The following is an 18,361-nucleotide window of genomic DNA, read 5'->3' on the forward strand; positions in this document are numbered from 1 at the left end:
ATGATCAGTTCACTGTTTAAAAAACTGTTTCTGCTGTCGACAACCACCATGTTGTTGACGCTGCTGATTGTGGCGTCGTTTGCCAAGATTAACAGCGAACAAAATCAGACCAAATCTGAGCTTGATACCATCATTGACCTTCAACTAAGAGTTGACCTACTTCGCAGCCAGTTATGGGTATTTCTGCAGTTTGGCGATCAATCCAGTCTTAAGCAGGTAGAGTATGCCCAAGCTGAGCTTGCCACGCAGCTCACAGCTTATGGCGAACAGGGCGCTCGATTCGACAATTTGCAAAGGATGAACCAAAGCTTACAAGCCTTATTGACCCAAGAGAAGCAACTCTATGACCGAGACGTGGCAAGCGAGGAGGGGATCAATGCGTTTGGTTTACTTCATTCGCGCTACAACATGATTGTACAGAACATGACCGAAGAGTTGGCGCATGTTCACCAAGTGGTGGTCGACCGAAGCGCGAGCAACCTTTCTAATGTCATGAAATCCGCCGCGGCATGGTTGATAGTTTGTTCATTGCTGGTCAGTTTTATTGCCTGGCTCATTTTGCTGCGTTTCAAATCCGATGCCGAGTCGGTCAAAGAAGCCATTGTTGCGTTGGCCAAAGGCAATCTCGAAGCAAAAGTGGACACCGCTTCCATGGACTCTGAATTTAAAGGAATCGCGTTTTTCTTTAACCAAATGACTATCTCGCTGCGTGAATCAACGGTGACCAAACATGAGTTAGAAGAAGAGGTGAAACGCCAAACCATGCAGCTGGAGAAAAAGCACGAGCAATTGATTTTCCTTTCAGAGCATGATCCGCTAACGGGGTTATACAATCGCCGCGCATTCGATAAATCGCTCGAAAATGCGATCGTGAAAGCCAATCGAACCAAGTGCAAATTGGCGATTCTATTTATTGATCTTGATGACTTTAAGGTGGTCAACGACACATACGGGCATGATGCGGGAGACGCCATTTTAGTCAACGTGGCAAACAGATTGAGCAACGCGATTCGTCAGTCAGATTTTGTGGGGCGACTAGGGGGCGATGAGTTTGTGATTTGTCTCGATTTGCTGAACAATTTTGACATTCTACCGCAAAAGGTCGAGCAAATTATGCAAGCCATCTGTGAGCCGATTGGTTTCAATGGGCGAGAGCTGTCGATCAGCGCCAGTATTGGCGTGAGCCACTTCCCCGACAGTACGAGAAACAAAGAAGTACTGCTTAGCATGGCAGACGAAGCCATGTATCGTTCCAAGCACGTAAAAGGACCTTGCTGTTACGATGGCGAAACCATGCAGTGTCAATCTTCCACAAGTGATGTTGTGGAGCTCGCTCAGGTTAGAAAACACCCCAGTTGATTCAACCGCTAAGTATCCTGACAGCCTAGGTGTAAATAAAATTTAACATCTTTTATAAATGCTTTATGGCCTTAGTCACTCGACTTTAGTTCCAATAATAGACATCTTATCCCTGTTTTGGCTTATGTCTGCTTTTTAAGCCAGTTATACAGGGATAGTACATTATGGATAATGAACACAGCTTACGAGAAAATTTACTTGCACTCACTTTAGGCAGTGCATTGGTGTCACTTGGAGTCATCTTTTTTAGCCAAGTAGGGCTGCTTACTGGTGGAACCGCAGGTTTAGCAATATTTTTGACGAAAGTGACCGACTTTAGCTTTGGGCAAGTTTTCTTTGCCTTGAACCTACCTTTCTATATATTGTCCGTGATGCGGATGGGATGGCGATTTACGATTAACACCTTTATTGCGGTTTCCATCGTTTCTTTGGCCGTGGACCATTTGCACAACGTGATTGAAATTGCGCGAATCGACCCCTTGTACGCAGCCTTGATTGGTGGCGGTCTAATCGGCGTTGGTATGTTAGTCATCTTCCGCCACAAAATGAGCTTAGGTGGATTTAACATCCTTGCGCTTTTCCTCCAAGAGCGTTTCGGCATTCGCGCTGGCAAGGTTCAAATGGCGCTAGACTGTTCGATTGTAGTGATGTCGCTGTTCATTGTTGATGTGTCCCTGATTGCGCTGTCTATACTAGGTGCTGTTGCCACCAACCTCATCTTAGCGATGAATCACAAGCCTGGCCGATATCAGCCTCAACCGAGCAACGCCTAAAGAATAATTAACGGCTTAGCATGATGCTAAGCCGTTTTGTTAATGAGCGCGTCCAAAGAGTGAATCTGTGAAATTGCGCCTGACACCTTCCTGTTTTCTCGGTTTAGATAGATGGCTTGGCACCCCGCGGCTAATGCGGGAACAATATCTTTCTCGAGCGTATCACCGACCATGACAAGCTGATTGCAGCGCACATTAAGTTTTTCAGCAATGCGTGAGTAATAAGCAGAATCATTTTTATCAATCCCTAGATTGGCTTTGCAGAAATAACCACTGATGTACTGATCCAGCTCTACGCGTTGAAATGCCTGCTGTATTTCTGATTCGTTTGAGTCTTGAGCGTTGGTGGCAACATAGATGGCGTGGGAAGCGCAAAGGTGCTTCAGCGTTTCTTTTGCCCCCGGCATTGCTAAGATGGTTGGCCAATGTAACATCTTGCCGTGTTGGGTTGGGTCATCGAACATCAAGGTGTTGCCCCAATCAAATAGGTAGATTACATCCAAGTTTTTCATTGTGATTCCTTTGCCGTACTTAAGCGTTAAGTATATGAATACAAAATCTTATCCTAACGACAAAATACCCGATTAGTACATGAGGCGCAGTTCATATTAAATACGCACCTAGATTTTCATCGTCTTTCTTTAAGGTGTTTAATATGTTTTCTATTGATGATGTAGTAGTGGCTACACAAGGTATCGATCTAGGCCAAATGGTCGTTGTTGGTATTAGCAGTGGCGGCGCGTACATTCGCGTTAGCGTTGACGGCATGACTCTGACTTACCCAGTGAAAAGCCTAAAAAAAGCTTAATCGATTCCTAAACTCTTTGGAAATCCAAGCATTCTAGAAGGAGCCTCTTACAGGCTCCTTTTTCATTTCTGCTGTTTATACTCTTCATTCTCTTCTTTCTTGCTGATCTCTCACCAATATGCCGAACTTGATACTGGTGAAAAATACCTAAACTGCTTTATATTCGCCATGTCTATAGTTTAAATGAGATATTTCATACTATAAGTGGTTGATTATTATAAATTCATCTAGTGGCATGTACTTTGCTGTATAGCTGGAAGTTCTGAGCGGCTAAATCAATATTAATGAGTTCTATAAATACTCTCATTCTTATGGATAGTTTTGATTCTATTGATGTCGAAGCATGAGTCTGAACGTATAAAAATTATAATTCTCATTCTTAGCGCACGCTCAGCGTCAGAGAATGCTATGCACCATACCTAGATAAGGAATAGTCATGATATCTAAGTCGTTACGTTGGTTACTGCCATGTGTCATTTTAGCCGGGGCATACGGAGGCTACAGTGCGATTGCGTCAACCGAACCAGAGCCTGATTCGGATAAACCAAACAAGAGCTTGCCAGTTGTTACCGTTTCACCGATTCGCTCAAGCAACTATAACGTTGTTATCTCGAGCCACGGAGAGCTACAACCTGTTGAGGTAACCCAACTTTCTGCACAGGTTTCCGGTGAAGTGATCAGTTGGCACCGTAACTTTGTTGTCGGTGGCGTCGTCAAACGTGGAGAAGTGTTGTTTGAGATAGAAAGCGACAACTACCAAGCGGCGGTTCTTCAAGCTCAAGCGCAATTGGCGAGTGCTCAGGCAATGCTGATCGAAGAGAAAGCGAAGGCAGAAGTCGCTAAGCGCCAAGCCAAAAATCTTCCTCAAAAGCAGGTCACAGATCTCTACCTACGCAAACCTCAGGTGTTGAGTGCGACCGCACAAGTTAAATCAGCACAAGCGGCATTGAAACGCGCCAAGCGAGACCTAGACAACTGTAAAGTGGTCGCCCCTTACGACGCCTTGGTCGTTGCTCGAGATATTGGTGTCGGTCAGTTCATTACCGCAGGGGCGCATGTCGCGACACTTAATAACGTTGAAGCGGGAGAGATCCACATTCCGATTGCTGGATTTGATAGCGCGTTCTTACCTGAAACCTATGCCGGTCTCCCAGCGAAAGTGTTGTTGCGAGGATTAAACACGGTTGAACGTGAAGGCGCGATTGAGCGCGATCTTGGCGTGGTAGACACGAGTACCCGAATGATTAACGTCGTCGTAAGAGTGGAAGACCCTTATGGGATCGCCTCAGACAAGACGCCAGTTAAATTCGGTTCTTATGTCGAGGTTCAGTTTGTTGGCAAAGAGCTGGAGCAAATCTATCGCTTGCCACAAGAGTTGGTCAACAATCAGCAGGTTTGGGTAGTCAATGAGAACAACGAACTAGAGCCAAGAACGGTCAACGTAGTGAGAGCAGAAAAAGAGTTTATGTTGATTGCGGGAGGTCTCTCAGATGAAGACCAAATCGTGCTGACCGTTCCGGAGTATCCGCAAAAAGGTCTGCTTGTTGATGTTAACGTGTCAGATGAAGCGATTATTTTCTAGGAGCGCCACATGGAAGAGACTAAGCAAAAGGGCTTAATTGCTTATTTCGCCAACAATTCGGTGGCGGCGAACTTATTGATGGTGTTCATTCTGATTGTAGGAACTGCGAGCTTTTTCTTCATTCAGAGGCAGATGTTCCCCAATATTGAAGTGAACTACATCAATGTAAGTGCGCAGTATCCAGGTGCGTCGCCGCAAGAAATCGAAGAGAGCATCTTAATCAAGGTCGAAGAGTCGCTTAAGGATGTTACGGGCATCAAGAAAGCGATCTCAACCGCGAGTCGTGGTTATGGCTCAATTGAACTTGAGATAGACGTGGATGAGGAGATCGAAGACGTTCTCGACAAAGTGAAGCAAAAAGTCGACTCTATCGCCAACTTCCCCGCAGGAATGGAGCCGGTACAGGTCTACCAATTCGAGTTTCGACAAGACGTGATTGAAATGGCGATTGTTGGTAATCGTTCGCTGCTTGAACTAAAACCAATTGCCAAGCAAATTGAAGATGAACTGCTGCAACTCAATAATGTCGCTTTGGTGGAGTTGGGCGCGCCTGAATATGAGATCGCAATCGAGATCGAACCACGCATCCTGCAAAAATACAGCTTAACGTTGAATGATGTCAGCAAGGCGATTCAACGTTATTCGGCTAACTATTCTGCGGGTGAAGTGCGCACGAACGCAGGGATGATCTCCGTGCGTATTGAAAATCAATACTACAGCGGCGAAGAGTTTCGCCAAATCCCCGTCAAAATAGGCGCCAATGGGGGCAAGGTTTTACTTCAAGATATTGCCACCATCAAAGATGGGTTTACCGAAGACGATCGATACTTTAAGTATTCCGGTGAAAATGCCATTTACCTCTCAGTGAAAGCGACCAAAGATCAAAATATGGTGGCAGTCGCAGAGTCGGTGAAGAGTTACATCGAAGAGAAAAACAAAGCGTTGCCATCGGATTTGACCATCAAAACCTTGGTCGACATGACGTACTACCTTAATGCGCGTCTCGATATGATGCTGAAGAATTTACTTCAAGGCGCGGTATTGGTCGCATTGATGTTGAGTATATTCTTACGCTTCAAACTGGCGATGTGGGTGATGGTTGGCTTACCGGTTTGTTTCTTGGGTGCGGTTATGTTGATGCCAGCGATTGGCGTGAGTATCAACATTGTGTCCCTGTTTGCCTTCATCATGGTGCTCGGTATCGTGGTTGATGACGCCATTGTCATCGGTGAGAGTGCATACACTGAAATCGAGAAAAACGGCGGCGGAGTCGACAATGTCGTTCGTGGCGTAAGACGTGTCGCAACCCCTGCGACATTCGGCGTGCTTACCACGATTGCGGTGTTTGCTCCCTTCATGATGTCCAAAGGGATTGAGCGTGCCTTCTTCTTCGGCATCGCCTCAATTGTGATCTTGTGTCTGTTATTCAGCCTGATCGAATCAAAACTGATTTTACCGTCTCACTTGGCGCACTCAAAGTTCAAGCCGATTAAGAAGGGGAGTTGGCGCGATCGATTCAATACTCGCTTCTTCAGCTTTGTTAATGGTCCGTACAAACGATTTGTCACGCTATGCACGCACTGGCGTTGGAGCGTGTTTAGTGGCTTTGTCGCTTTGTTGGTCATCAGTATTGCAATGGTGATGGCGAACTATGTGCGTATCGTGCCTTCGCCTAAAGTGCCTCATGATTTTCCCAGCATTAAGCTGGTAATGAATGACAATGTGTCGAGTGAGCAAACTATCTCAGCGTTAAAACAGATTGAGAGCACGGTGCTTTCAATTGATGACGTGATCGCCGAAGAAACCGGTCAGAAGATGATCAAGGATATCTTGACCTTCAATGAAGGGCGTAAACAAGGGAGCTTGGTGATTCCGTTAGTGGATGAGGAGCTAAGACCGTTTAACACCTTCGAGCTCGCCAGACGTTGGCGTGAGCAAATGCCTGCAATTGCCGGTCTAAAGACGCTGACGATATCGGACAATGTTAACGATGACGGCAAAGGGGATGAGTTTGGATTCTTGCTATTTGGCTCTGACATCGACACATTGAATGAAGCAGGGCGAGAGCTGATCGTAACGCTTAAGCAACAAGAAGGCTTGTTTGATATCTCCTCTTCTATTGATGCCGGAAGCCAAGAGGTATTGTTGTCTCTTGCGCCAGTGGCGTACGACTTAGGCTTGGATTTGTTTGATATCGCCAGTCAGGTTGGCGGAAGCTTCTACGGAGGTGAAGCGCAACGAGTTCTTCGTGATGGTGAAGAGATTAAAGTGATGGTTCGTTATCCTAAGCTGACTCGCGAAGCGTTCTCGTCATTGCGTTACGCCATCATTACAACTCCGGAAGGCAAAAAAGTCATGCTTGGGGATGTCGTCGAAATCACTCAGAAACCAGGGGTAAGTACCATTCGCCGCGAAGGAGGATTCCGAAGCGTCTATGTATACGGCTCAATTGATGAGGAACTGGTCGAACCCGGTGCGGTGGTGGAGAAAGTCAACGGGGAAATCATTCCTCAGATCCTTGCTAAATATCCGGGCGTGAAGAGTGAGCTTGGCGGCACCATTGAAGAGCAGCAAGCTCAACAAGATGAGCAGAAAATCTTCTTTGTCGCAGGCATGATTATTGTTTACATGCTGTTGGCCATTCCACTCAAGAGCTACACCCAGCCACTGATCATTATGTCGGTGATCCCATTTAGTCTCACTGGCGCAATATGGGGACACTACTGGTTTGGCCTTGACCTGAGCATGATGTCCACCTTTGGCTTGATTGCGGCGGCGGGGGTAGTGGTTAACGACTCGTTGGTGATGACCGATTATGTCAATAAGGTGAGAAGCGAAGGCGTGGCGATCAAGCAAGCTGTGATTGAAGCTGGATGTGCTCGCTTTAGAGCGATTACACTCACGTCCATTACCACTTTTGTTGGGGTATTGCCGATCATGTTTGAATCCAGCTTGCAGGCCAAGTTCGTGATTCCTATGGCGGTGGCACTGGGCTTTGCCGTTCTGTTTGCTACCTTGCTTACCCTGCTACTGGTGCCTTGTCTCTACTTGATGTTGGAAGACATTAAAAATGTTTTTCGTCGCATCAAACGGTTGTTCAGCCGTAAGCAACCAGCACTAACCAACTAATATCAAAGGCGGAGTTGTTCTCCGCCTTTCTTTTTTGAAATCGACTATTTCCCCGCTTCGACCATTTCGATAATCTTATGTGCTTTTTCAAAATGATCGAGTTTGTGGGTTTGAATCCACCAAGTAGCTGCTTCCATTAGCAACTCTGGGTCATCATTCTTGTTAGCAAAAAATGCATAGAATGAGACGCCGACATTATCGCCTTTCTGCGCGATTTTCTTGTTGCAGACTGCAATAACCTTTTCCCTAAGTGATGTTCGCATGAGGTTTCCTAGCTGGTGAGTGTGGTTAGAGATTAATGAGCTATGGCTAGAGGTCAACAGATAAACTGTCTAATTTTTTGAAAAACAAGAAAAAAGCGGCTTGATAGCCGCTTTTATACTATGAGTTATATCTCCTCATGCTTATGAACGAGGCCGAAGTCAGCCAAAATCGCATAGGCTGCTGGGATCATAAACAGGACGAGGAGTGTCGAGGCGAAGATACCAAAGACAATGGAAATCACCAGAGGCTGAATCACCTGAGCCTGTAAACTTGTCTCTGTTAGCAAAGGTAATAGCCCCGCCGCTGTTGTCATCGAGGTTAAAAATACCGCTCTAAACCGTTCTCTGCTGGCTTTAACCACAGAGTCATGAACGCTGTCCCCTTCATCAACGTGATGCCTTATATATTGCACCAATAATATGGAGTCGTTGACCACTATACCAGCCAGAGACACAAATCCCATCATGCTTGGCATACTCAGCGAGTGGCCAAGAAGGATATGCCCCCAGACCACGCCAATAAAGGCGAGAGGAATGGCCAGCATCACAACAAAAGGTTCAAGATAGCTGCGGAATTGATAGCTAAGAATGGCAAAAACGCCAAACAGTCCCAATGCAAAGCCTTTACCCATGGAAGCGCCCGTTTCCGCGGTGTCTTTTGCCTCACCTTCAAAGTCGAAACGTAAGCCGGGATACTTCTTCAGTAGCTTAGGGGCTTCTTCTTGCTGGAATTGGCGAATGATAGCGGTCGAGTTAGCTTTGGTATTGTCGGTATCGCCAAACACGCTGATGGTACGTAGGCCATCGATACGTTGAATACGCACATAGTTACGCTGAAAATCGAGCGTTGCAATCGAGGCCAGGGGAATTTGGCTACCATCTGGCATTATGATTGGGAAGTTTGCCAACTGTTGTAAGTCACCGGCTTGTACTTTATCCAAACGAACTTCGATGGAAATGTTCTCAACGCCAACTTGGATTTCGTCCGCGGTTTGGCCGAAGAAGGCGGCTCTGAGCTGGCTCGCGATGAGCTGACCATTGACACCATAGGTCTCTGCGCCCGGTCTTAATTTGACCAAGACTTCTTCTTTACCCATGCGCATATCGTCGAGTACGCCGTGAACGCCATCAAACTCGTTCAAATATTGCTGGATATCAATCGAGGCTGCTTTCAATGCTTCAAGATCGTCATGCTTGGCTCGAATCTCAATGGCGCGACCACCGGGGCCCATTGTGGGTTGCTTAAACACCAAAGAAATCGGCTGCGCTAGCTCTCCGACATCTGCTCGCCATGCGGAGATAAACTCGTCGATAAGGGTGTTTCTACTTTCCGCACCAAGTAGGTCGAGCCTAACCGTTGCGATGTGAGGTCCAGACTCATTGGCATCGGCATTGGCGTTGAACTGGCTAGTGATGTGCTCGACCAAAGGCGTGCCGTTTTCTTTATCTATAGTCCATTGTTTGCCGAGCTTCTCCGCCGATGCAACGATCTTTTCTACCACGTATTCGGTTTGTGAGAGCGAAGAACCCGGAGGCAAAATGATGCGCGCCTCTGCGATGTCGCCGTCGAGTTCTGGGAACGGCTGAAACTTGAGTATTCCGCCGACTATCGTTGCCACCGAAATCAGTAACAGGGTAATCACGCCACCAATAAAGGCGTAGCGATACTCGACCACTTTATCCACCGCGGACACCAGTTTGGTATTACGAAAATTCTCAAAGCCATCGAGCAGTTTCTTCTTGAATTTAGCGGGTGATTTTTCTCGCTTCTCTTTGTGAAGTGAATGAGAAAGGTGGTTTGGCAGAATCAAAAAGGCTTCCACAAGGCTGAGAGTGAGGACCAAAATGAGAACTTGAGGCACCGCCTTGAGCACCGCGCCCATTTCCCCTTGTAAAAAGAGTAAGCTGCCGAAGATGCACACCGTCGTTAAGAACGATGAAATAACGCCCGGGAGTACTTTTTTAACGCCTTTGATAACCGCATTGTCTATCTCTTCTCCTCTGTCTAGGTGGGCAGCGATCGATTCGGCAATCACAATGGCGTCATCCATCATGATACCAATCGCCATGAGCAACCCGACTAAAGACATGATGTTAATCGACAGCCCCAGCTGCGCCATTAGGAACAAGCCTCCTAAAAAGGCAACCGGCAATCCTGCTGCCACCCAAAAAGAGTAGCGTAGGCTAAAGAAAAGCCACATGGTCGCAAACACCAAGACAATACCCTGCCAGCCGTTGCTGACCATCATGGTGAGACGATCCCAAAGGACAGAGGATAGGTCATTGGTCAGTTCTAACGTGACACCATCGGGAGCGATGGCCTGTTGGTCGAGAACAAACTGGGAGACTCGCTCTTTGATTCGCAGCGCGTCATCTTCTTTATTTTTACTGATTTTCAGCAGGGCGGACGGATGACCATCAAACAGCACCTTTTGTTCATCAAGCTCAAAGCGGTCTGTAATGGTGGCAATGTCTTTGAGGCGAATGAGAGAGCCATTTGGGCCCGAACCAACAACAATGGTTTCTAGCGCTTCAGGTGTTATACGACGTTCATCAAATCGAATCAGAAAGTGCTTATCGGGCGTTTCAATATTACCGCTGGGTAATTTGACATTTTGACGGCCAATTTGCTCAGCAATATCACCGACGCTTAACCCGAGCTGACGAATTGCCTGAGTGTCGAGTTCGACTCGATATTGATGGTCAGAAAAGCCTGCTACATCGACCAAGGAGACATCGTAATCGAGCTTTAACGTTCGTTTAAGCTGCTCTGCGTACGCTTTGAGTTCTGGCCAAGTGGTGTCCGCGGTAATCGCCACATCAACAACAGGTTCGTTCCAATCTAACTCTTGAACAACGGGCGACTCAATTTCTTGAGGGAAGTCATTGATGGCGTTAATTTGCGTTTGGACATCGACGAGCATCCGGCTGATATCGGCTTTTTCATTGAGCTTCAGTATTAATCGAGCCGAGCCCTCGACCGCTTCACATTGGGTCTCTTCAATATTGGCTAGCCCATCAACGGCGTCTTCCATACGCACACAGATGCTCTCTTCCACTTCTAGCGGGGAGGCCCCCGGGTAGACGACTCCCGCCATTATGTAAGGAGGATCAAACTCGGGGAAGGTTTCGCGTTTGATATTGGGCAATGAGGTAATCCCAAGAAGCAGCAAAGTCAGCATCAGCAAGTTGGCTGCCGTTGGGTGTTTGGCAAAGAAGCGAATCATACATTTGGCTCCTCTGCGGTGGCTTCTTTCAGTTGCATTCCTTCAATTGCAGGAAGCAAATCGTTCAGAATTAACTTTTCGCCTTGTTCGAAATCACCATCAATGATTACTTGGTTATCGCGGCGATACAGCACTTCCACCGGGCGGATATCCAGTTGATTAAGATCATTCAATAGATAGACTTTGTTGCCATGCAGTGCGCGCTCAGGTATCACCCAGTTTGGGTTGGCTTGTCCTTCTATATAGGCACGCACAAACATGCCGTTAACCAGTGGTGGAGCAGAGGCTGGGTTGAGATCGCGGTAGTCTTGAGTGATCTCTAAAATCACGCCTGCAGTCGCCTGATTAGGGTCAACGGTTTCACTGATACGCGAGACTTTCGCAGGCCAAGTGGCGGTAACGTTGCCGCTATTTAGCTCAATACGCGCATTGATGAAGGAGGTATCAGGTTTGGGAATGCCCGACGTGTCACGTTCGAACTCGCCAAGGCTGGACGCGAGCGTATGCATGTCGTGAATGGACAATTGCGCCTCCACCTCCATGGTGTTGATGCCGTGGGCGACAATCATCGTTTGCTGTTGATTGACCACTTGGTCTTGTTCGATGTCTACTTCTGCAATACGCAGGTCGTAGGGCAAAGTGATGATGGTTTTTTCTAGCGAGCGCTGCGCCTCTTCAACTTTGGAACCGTTCACTTTCACCAAAGCTTGAGCCACTCTTTTCTCATCGGGCATGAGACCAATTTGATTTTCAATATCCAGCACGATCTTACGTTGTGACAACGCACTTTGGGTTTGCTGGTCAACATCGGATTGAGAAGTCAGCCCTTTTTTGCGCAGGTTTTGCTTACGCTCCAACTCTTTATTGGCAATCGCGAGGCGGTTTTTCTCAATTTTTAGCGTTTGCTTTAGGTTGGCTTCTTCTTGGCTTAGCTTAGCTAAAGAGGTTTGGGCAGATTTGAGATCAGCTTGAGCTTGAACCAGTTTGAGCTCGTAGTCGAGCGGGTCGATACGAATGACTTCAGTACCGGCTTGGAGTACTTGACCTTTTTGTAGCATCGGATTTCTATATACGACTCTTCCCGATACTTCGGCGATCGCTTTCCATTCCACTTTAGGTTCAACTTTTCCAAAGCCAATCGCGAGTGGGGCGCTGGCACGCAGCTCAAGTGGTATGGTTTCAACGATTCGTGCGCGGTCGCCAGCGGGTTTGACTGGCAATTGAGGTTTCATTTTTATCGCTGTGACCAGTGCGATAACTCCCACAGCAAGGGCGGGAAAGAACAGAAGTTTCTTATTGATTTTCATCGGCGATACCTTGCGTATTGAGAAATCCAAATTTCATCATTTCAATATTGTGTTCGAGTAATTTGTCGAGGAATTCTTGATTGAGTTCGATCCCGTGAATGGCAAGCATCGCGGGGGGAGCGATAAACGGAAAGACCATCAAGCTAATGTAAGAGACTTTGCACAGCTTCGGATCCGCGCCGGGTTTGAGAATCCCACCCCCAGTCATTTTCTCAAACATCAGATGTTGCATTGGCTGCGTGACATCCATGAACACTTTTTCAAGCAGTTTCCTTTGCGTCTCAGATGGCGACATGTTCATGACTTGCATCACCAAGCGAGGAAACTGTGGCACTTTTATCATTTCACGGTAATAGGTACGCATAATATCCAAGAAATTGGCTTGGGAACCGTTGGCGATTAACTTGGCCATTTGTTCTTGCATCGGCGCCATCGTCTCGCGAAGCATTGCCTCGAACAATCCTTCTTTGCTGCCAAAGTAGTAGCGAATCATGGCGACATTGACGCCAGCACGCTGGGCGATCAAGCGCGTTGACACTTTTTCGTAAGGCATCACGGTAAACAGCTCTCGAGATTGCGTGATCAAGCTTTCTCGTGCCTGCGTCTTTTCGCTTGGCCTGCCGACTTTTCGATGAACGGGGGGCATGTGATTCGCTCTCATAATTAAACAGATGATTAATTATAGGGGGTTGCACGCGAGTTAACAGGTGATTAATTCAACACTATTTAATCAATTGATTAATTTATGCCAATGGTTGAAGAGGAAGTCGCGCTCATCAGAAAAAAAGCCCGCATAGCAAAGACTAAGCGGGCAAAAGGTAACAATTAGTCAATTGTTTAGTTGGAAATGTTTGGTTTTACATCCATATACTCGCCGTTATAAAAGATTAAGCGCTTGAGCGTGATTTTAAAACGGTGTAACCAATGAGAGATAAAGTAACACTTTTGTTATTATGCGTTAAACATCAAATGTGCAAAGATAATTTCCAAAAATGAAAAGAAAAAAAGACGTATGGGGAGTGATATCGATCGCGACATGTTGCGTGGTATAGTGGCTGGATAACCATAATCGAGGAGTATAAATGCCGATATTTCGATCTTTTTTTAAACGCAGAATCTTACGTAAGATGATTGCAAAGATGTCACCTGAATTGATCAAAGGCTATGGTTCAAGAGAATTTTACTCTTGCGGACAGGTTATTCAGACTTCGAAACGAGTGAATGCCTCTAAACGTTACCTGCACTACAATGTTGCGCTTTTCTGCAATGAGCTTGACGAGCAAGCAAGTGAGAAACTCGACTTGAGTCAGGCTGAGCTTGACAAGCTACGTGTTGAACTGGAGAACAAGATTTTCTCAGGAGAAGAGTATACGGCAATGGACATACTCAAACTTGTTGCCCCATCCCAATGGAAAGGTGGGGCAATGGAAGACGACTTCTCCAATCGTTATGGAATGAACAGTCGATACTGACTTTGGCTAAGTATGGGCTACTATCGCAGTAGCCCTTGTGATTTAGCCATTTTATTTGCGAGTGTTGGAGCAGCCCAAAGACTCGGTAACAGAATAAATGATACGGGAACTGCGGTAATCACGATAAACGATTGCAAAGCTGAGATTCCGCCAGAACCGACCGAAATCAACGCGATCGCGACGATCCCCATCATCACACCCCAAAAGCAGCGCATCAAGCCGTTTGGTTCAGTTGAGCCAGAAATCACAACAGAGATGGTGTAAGTCATCGAATCACCTGTTGTCACAATAAAGGTGGTGGTGAGTACCAAAAATAGCAGGGAAATCCCTGTAGCAAATGGCAGTTGCTCGGTAATCGCTAACAAGGCTGCAGGCAAGTTAAACCCTTCAAATGCTTGTGAAATTAGCCCAGGCGATTCGAGCTCAAACGCTAAGCCACTTCCCCCAACAACACTGAACCAAAAACATGTGATCAGTGGGGCGGCGATGCTAATGGACAAAATCATTTGGCGCAGAGTGCGGCCTCGTGAAATCCGAGCAATGAAAATGGCCATCATTGGGCCGTAACCGATGAACCATCCCCAGAAGAAGACCGTCCACCAACTCAGCCATTCGCTGTCATTTCGATACAGTGCCATTGGGAAAAAGTTGTCCACCATGCGTCCAATACCCTGCACATAGCCATCGATGATGAAACCAGTAGGGCCAAAGACCAAGAGGTATCCAACCAGAAGCACTGCCAAAATGACGTTGTAACGGCTGACAATTTGAATACCTTTGCTAAGTCCGCTCAGTGCCGATAGCGTATACGCTAGAATGGCAAAGAGTATCACTATGCTTTGAGTGGCAAAGGTATCGGGAACGTCGAAAAGCGAATTGAGCGCGTAGCTAATTTGCAGACCAAGAAACCCGATAGGTCCGATGGTTCCCGCTGCCACAGCGACAATACAACAGGCATCCGCAATATGGCCAAGGACACCATGAATGCGATCACCGAAAACGGGATAGAGTAAAGTTCTTGGCTTTAGTGGCAAACCTTTCTCGTAGTGCAGGTGCATTAGCACAATGGACGACAAGCCGCCAAGTATTGCCCAAGCCAAAAAGCCCCAATGCATAAACGACTGAGCCAGAGCGTTGATAGCCATATTCTGTGGCGAGGTGCCGTGTGAAAACAGAGGTGGCTGAGAAACGTAATGGGCGATAGGCTCTGCAGCCGCCCAAAATACGCCGCCCCCTGCGAGCAGTGTGCACAGCACAATCGCAAGCCACTTGCTGTTGGCGATTTCAGGGACAGATAGAGCGCCTAGTCGGACGTCCCCTAAACGGCTCAATGCCATAAATAAACCAATCAGAAAGTTCGCAAGCAGCAGTACTTGCCAGAACGCACCAAAGTAACGAGTTGACAGAGAGAAGCCTTGGTTTACGAGCCCTGTCAGACTCTCTGCATCAAACAGTGCTAACAAGACAAAGGCAGTGAGGAACGTACCACTTAACCAAAATACTGGGTTATGCAGTTCGAGTTTGTAGAAGAACGCGTTGTGTTGAGTGTGCGAGCGGTTAGCAGCGGCACTGGTGGCGTTGATACTGTCACCATCCATTGGCTGCGTTAAATTAGACATCAATAAGTTCGCTATTTGTTGGTCAGTCGTTATGAATGACCTATGCATGTATCCTCATATGAAATAAACAATAACTGTGAGGTGCGTCAAAAAGCGTGTGATACTAACATGTTTATTAATAGATTCGCAGCGAATTACCAACAAGTGGTGAATGATTCATCTATTGAGCGCCGCTTGCGTAATTCTTCGCCAGCAAATCGGCAGATAGTGGTCTCTCAATAAAGTAGCCTTGCAATAAATCGCAGCCATATTCTATTAGCCTGTCTTTTTGTGCTTGTGTTTCGACGCCCTCGGCGACGACACGCATCTCCGAAGAGCGAGCAATCGCCAAGATCGCTTTGACTAATGAGTTACTTTGTTCAGAGTTGAGCATCTTGTCTATAAACACTCGGTCAATCTTCAATTCATCGAGTGGCAAGTTACTCAAATAGCTGAGGGAGGAATAACCAGTACCAAAATCATCGAGTGAAATGGTAAAGCCTAGCTCTTTAAGTTGATTGATGATCGGTGTCACCTTGGGCAGATCGTTAATGAGTACGTTTTCGGTAATCTCCAAAGTGATGCGATTAGGTGGCATCGCGTGTTTTGCACTCGCCGAGAGCAGTTGAGTGACGAAGGACTCATTGACTAGCTGCATGGGTGAAATGTTGACAGAGAGTGCCAAGTCACTGTCGGGGAATATTTTATTGATCTCTTCGCATGAACGTTCAAGGACAAATTCGCCAAGCTCGCTGATCAGGCCGATTTCCTCCGCCAGAGTGATAAATTCGAGAGGGGAAACATGGCCAAGCTGAGGGTTGTGCCAACGCAAAAGGCTCTCGACACCGTAAATCTTGCCCGTCTTGGCGTTGATTTGCGGTTGGTAAACAACAGAAAGCTCACCGCGTTCAATGGCACCGCGAAGTTCACGCTCTAACAGGAAGTCATACTGAACTTGCTGATTGATGGTGCTGTCGAAAAACAACACATCGCCTTTTTGTCTCGCTTTAGATTTGTACAAAACAATGTCTGCTTTTGAGATCAAATCTTCTGGTTCATCACCATCGGTTGGGAACATGGAGACACCGATCGAGCAACTTGCGTATAAGACTTTGTTATCGATAACAAACTGTTGCTTGAACACGTCTTTGATCAACTCCACTTTCTTCTCTGTTTCAGCCAAGTTATTGAGCTCAGGAAAACAGAAAATAAACTCATCTCCGCCGAATCGAGCGACAAACTCATCGGGTTGTAGAAAGGCTTCAAACTTCTTACCAATTTCGCTTAATAAACGATCGCCTGCCGTGTGGCCATATAGGTCGTTTACTTTTTTGAAATCGTCTAAGTCGACGAACATTACCGCAAGCTGTTGGCATTGGCCTCTCGATCGCTCTATCCCTGCACTGATGTGTTCGTGCAGCAGAGAGCGATTAGGCAAACCGGTCAACTCATCGTGCAGTGCCATGTGTTCCAGTTTGTCTTTGGTTTGCTGAAGTTGGCTAAAGTCACTGTTGATCTTGTTTTGAAATCGTTCGAACCGAGAAGCGATCAGTTTACTCATCATAAGCGAGAACAGGGCCACAATAAGCGTCGTAATCACGCCGATAGTGATCATCTGAGCGACGGCTTTTTGCTGTTCTTCTTCCGTTTGTTGCTGCCTTTCTAGGATAAAACGTTGACTATTTTCATCGTAAATCCCAGAGCCGATGCGCCACTCCCATTTAGGCTCTTTCAGGATGTAACTGCTTTTGGCGAAGTCAGACACACCGGGCGGGGCGTAAATGGCTTGGTGATGGACAAACTGCTGGTCTGATTGAAGAATGTCTCGCACCCCTTCGATGTTAACTTCATTGCCAAGCGTGAGCGCGTTCTTGCCAATCAATTCGGGATCAATGTGCGATAAAATGGTGCCGTCCGCGTCTAGCACGAAAACATAGCCAAACTCACCAAATCTTAGGTTTTTAATCCATGCTAAGACGGTTTGTTTAATGTCGTCTTCTACGTCAACAACATAGTCTCCAGTACCAATGAACCAATCGTAGGGCTGGAAATACTTACCGAAGCCGATTTTCTCAAACTCTTTGTTTTTGTTGTCAGGTTTGACGAACCACCAACGATAGAAGGCTTCGCCATTTGCTTTCACTTGTTCACCCATTTCTCGAACAATATAACTGCCACGAACGTCCTTAAAGTCCCAAAGAGAGGTGCCTTCCACGCGAGGAAGCAACGGGTGCATCACGTTGAGCCCTTCGGTTTTGTAGATAAAAAAGTAGCCGCGTCCATTGTTGAAGCGGATGTCGCGAAGGGCATCGGTAATGATTTTGGTTACTTCGGCTTCTGGCAGGTGCTTGTTGCTTTCGTAGAGTCGCGTTGCGATGTTGTGCGCTTCATAGATACGCGACTGAATGGTGTCTTCAAGTTGTTGCTCTGTTTGCTCACGGGCAAACTTTACTTGTTGAGCAACGTATTCGACTTGTTTGGTTAAAAGTTGGTTTTCGCGTTGCTGGTACTCTTCTTTGAGTGCAAGAAGTTTTTCTTGGGAGCCCATCAGCACGTCAGTGACAGCAAGCACAACCCAAAGCAACGTGAATGCACCGACGATGCTAGCAGGAGCATAAGTGATTAACTTAAGTAGTTTTTTATCGGTAATCTCAGCCATGAAGTAGAGGCGGTCCTTGCTGCGTAATTGTTATAAAGAATAACAAGTATATTTCAAAATGTTTCAATCATATCGGGCTCGCCAAATTCTGCAATGTTAAAAATCACAATTAAGTGGTTATACAGAGTGCATAACCCGAAAGTTTGTTCATACTTGAGTGAGTTCTTAGCAACTTAGGAGTGAT

13 protein-coding genes are annotated in these 18,361 nt (G+C 46.6%); 6 read left to right on the top strand and 7 right to left on the bottom strand.

Going from position 1 to position 18,361, the window contains the following annotated elements; all coding sequences use genetic code 11:
• Both ACUALS_RS16500 and ACUALS_RS16505 read left to right on the top strand, forming a co-directional pair.
• Positions 1–1,359 (top strand): GGDEF domain-containing protein, encoded by a 1,359-nt coding sequence (locus ACUALS_RS16500; RefSeq protein WP_005476116.1) that lies wholly within the window; start codon positions 1–3, stop codon positions 1,357–1,359.
• Between the two features lie 164 nt (positions 1,360–1,523).
• Positions 1,524–2,132 carry a YitT family protein gene (locus ACUALS_RS16505; RefSeq protein WP_454449883.1) on the top strand — a complete coding sequence of 203 codons (609 nt, stop codon included), beginning with the start codon at positions 1,524–1,526 and terminating at the stop codon, positions 2,130–2,132.
• Positions 2,133–2,158: 26 nt separating this feature from the next.
• Here ACUALS_RS16505 and ACUALS_RS16510 read toward each other — a convergent pair whose 3' ends face one another.
• Positions 2,159–2,644 (bottom strand): HAD family hydrolase, encoded by a 486-nt coding sequence (locus tag ACUALS_RS16510; RefSeq protein ID WP_454449884.1) that lies wholly within the window; start codon positions 2,642–2,644, stop codon positions 2,159–2,161.
• A 143-nt stretch (positions 2,645–2,787) separates the two neighbouring features.
• Between ACUALS_RS16510 and ACUALS_RS16515 the strand changes: the two genes are divergently transcribed.
• The 3 genes from ACUALS_RS16515 to ACUALS_RS16525 all read left to right on the top strand — a co-directional run bounded on the left by ACUALS_RS16515 (position 2,788) and on the right by ACUALS_RS16525 (position 7,651).
• Complete coding sequence (locus ACUALS_RS16515) at positions 2,788–2,940, top strand: hypothetical protein (protein WP_005476051.1); 153 nt, start codon at positions 2,788–2,790, stop codon at positions 2,938–2,940.
• A gap of 436 nt (positions 2,941–3,376) precedes the next feature.
• Complete coding sequence (locus tag ACUALS_RS16520; protein ID WP_454449885.1) at positions 3,377–4,522, top strand: efflux RND transporter periplasmic adaptor subunit; 1,146 nt, start codon at positions 3,377–3,379, stop codon at positions 4,520–4,522.
• Positions 4,523–4,531: 9 nt separating this feature from the next.
• The gene (locus ACUALS_RS16525; RefSeq protein WP_454449886.1) at positions 4,532–7,651 is read left to right on the top strand and encodes an efflux RND transporter permease subunit; all 3,120 of its coding nucleotides are present in this window, start codon (positions 4,532–4,534) and stop codon (positions 7,649–7,651) included.
• Between the two features lie 44 nt (positions 7,652–7,695).
• On the opposite strand, the gene ACUALS_RS16530 is transcribed toward ACUALS_RS16525, so the two are convergent.
• The 4 genes from ACUALS_RS16530 to ACUALS_RS16545 all read right to left on the bottom strand — a co-directional run bounded on the left by ACUALS_RS16530 (position 7,696) and on the right by ACUALS_RS16545 (position 13,094).
• Positions 7,696–7,914 (bottom strand): DUF6500 family protein, encoded by a 219-nt coding sequence (locus ACUALS_RS16530; protein ID WP_005476085.1) that lies wholly within the window; start codon positions 7,912–7,914, stop codon positions 7,696–7,698.
• Between the two features lie 125 nt (positions 7,915–8,039).
• Positions 8,040–11,141, bottom strand: coding sequence for an efflux RND transporter permease subunit (locus ACUALS_RS16535; protein ID WP_454449887.1), 3,102 nt, complete (start codon positions 11,139–11,141; stop codon positions 8,040–8,042).
• A complete protein-coding gene (locus ACUALS_RS16540) occupies positions 11,138–12,448 on the bottom strand; it encodes an efflux RND transporter periplasmic adaptor subunit (RefSeq protein ID WP_038136386.1) in 1,311 nt (436 codons plus the stop codon). The genes ACUALS_RS16535 and ACUALS_RS16540 overlap by 4 nt, the downstream gene beginning before the upstream one ends.
• A complete protein-coding gene (locus ACUALS_RS16545; RefSeq protein ID WP_454449888.1) occupies positions 12,435–13,094 on the bottom strand; it encodes a TetR/AcrR family transcriptional regulator in 660 nt (219 codons plus the stop codon). The genes ACUALS_RS16540 and ACUALS_RS16545 overlap by 14 nt, the downstream gene beginning before the upstream one ends.
• Before the next feature lie 436 nt (positions 13,095–13,530).
• Between ACUALS_RS16545 and ACUALS_RS16550 the strand changes: the two genes are divergently transcribed.
• On the top strand, positions 13,531–13,920 hold the full coding sequence (locus tag ACUALS_RS16550; RefSeq protein ID WP_454449889.1) for a DUF6559 family protein: 390 nt from the start codon (positions 13,531–13,533) through the stop codon (positions 13,918–13,920).
• Positions 13,921–13,940: 20 nt separating this feature from the next.
• Here ACUALS_RS16550 and ACUALS_RS16555 read toward each other — a convergent pair whose 3' ends face one another.
• A complete protein-coding gene (locus ACUALS_RS16555) occupies positions 13,941–15,539 on the bottom strand; it encodes a BCCT family transporter (protein WP_454449890.1) in 1,599 nt (532 codons plus the stop codon).
• Between the two features lie 160 nt (positions 15,540–15,699).
• A complete protein-coding gene (locus tag ACUALS_RS16560) occupies positions 15,700–18,177 on the bottom strand; it encodes a bifunctional diguanylate cyclase/phosphodiesterase (protein ID WP_454449891.1) in 2,478 nt (825 codons plus the stop codon).
• Between the last annotated feature and the right edge of the window lie 184 nt (positions 18,178–18,361).

The organism is Vibrio sp. NH-7, assembly GCF_053643215.1.

What these genes read in the sequence shown, in the direction of transcription:
- ACUALS_RS16500 (WP_005476116.1), top strand. Translation starts at nt 1, where the DNA reads ATGATCAGTTCACTGTTTAAAAAACTGTTTCTGCTGTCGACAACCACC.
- ACUALS_RS16505 (WP_454449883.1), top strand. Translation starts at nt 1,524, where the DNA reads ATGGATAATGAACACAGCTTACGAGAAAATTTACTTGCACTCACTTTA.
- ACUALS_RS16510 (WP_454449884.1), bottom strand. Translation starts at nt 2,644, where the DNA reads ATGAAAAACTTGGATGTAATCTACCTATTTGATTGGGGCAACACCTTG.
- ACUALS_RS16515 (WP_005476051.1), top strand. Translation starts at nt 2,788, where the DNA reads ATGTTTTCTATTGATGATGTAGTAGTGGCTACACAAGGTATCGATCTA.
- ACUALS_RS16520 (WP_454449885.1), top strand. Translation starts at nt 3,377, where the DNA reads ATGATATCTAAGTCGTTACGTTGGTTACTGCCATGTGTCATTTTAGCC.
- ACUALS_RS16525 (WP_454449886.1), top strand. Translation starts at nt 4,532, where the DNA reads ATGGAAGAGACTAAGCAAAAGGGCTTAATTGCTTATTTCGCCAACAAT.
- ACUALS_RS16530 (WP_005476085.1), bottom strand. Translation starts at nt 7,914, where the DNA reads ATGCGAACATCACTTAGGGAAAAGGTTATTGCAGTCTGCAACAAGAAA.
- ACUALS_RS16535 (WP_454449887.1), bottom strand. Translation starts at nt 11,141, where the DNA reads ATGATTCGCTTCTTTGCCAAACACCCAACGGCAGCCAACTTGCTGATG.
- ACUALS_RS16540 (WP_038136386.1), bottom strand. Translation starts at nt 12,448, where the DNA reads ATGAAAATCAATAAGAAACTTCTGTTCTTTCCCGCCCTTGCTGTGGGA.
- ACUALS_RS16545 (WP_454449888.1), bottom strand. Translation starts at nt 13,094, where the DNA reads ATGCCCCCCGTTCATCGAAAAGTCGGCAGGCCAAGCGAAAAGACGCAG.
- ACUALS_RS16550 (WP_454449889.1), top strand. Translation starts at nt 13,531, where the DNA reads ATGCCGATATTTCGATCTTTTTTTAAACGCAGAATCTTACGTAAGATG.
- ACUALS_RS16555 (WP_454449890.1), bottom strand. Translation starts at nt 15,539, where the DNA reads ATGTCTAATTTAACGCAGCCAATGGATGGTGACAGTATCAACGCCACC.
- ACUALS_RS16560 (WP_454449891.1), bottom strand. Translation starts at nt 18,177, where the DNA reads ATGGCTGAGATTACCGATAAAAAACTACTTAAGTTAATCACTTATGCT.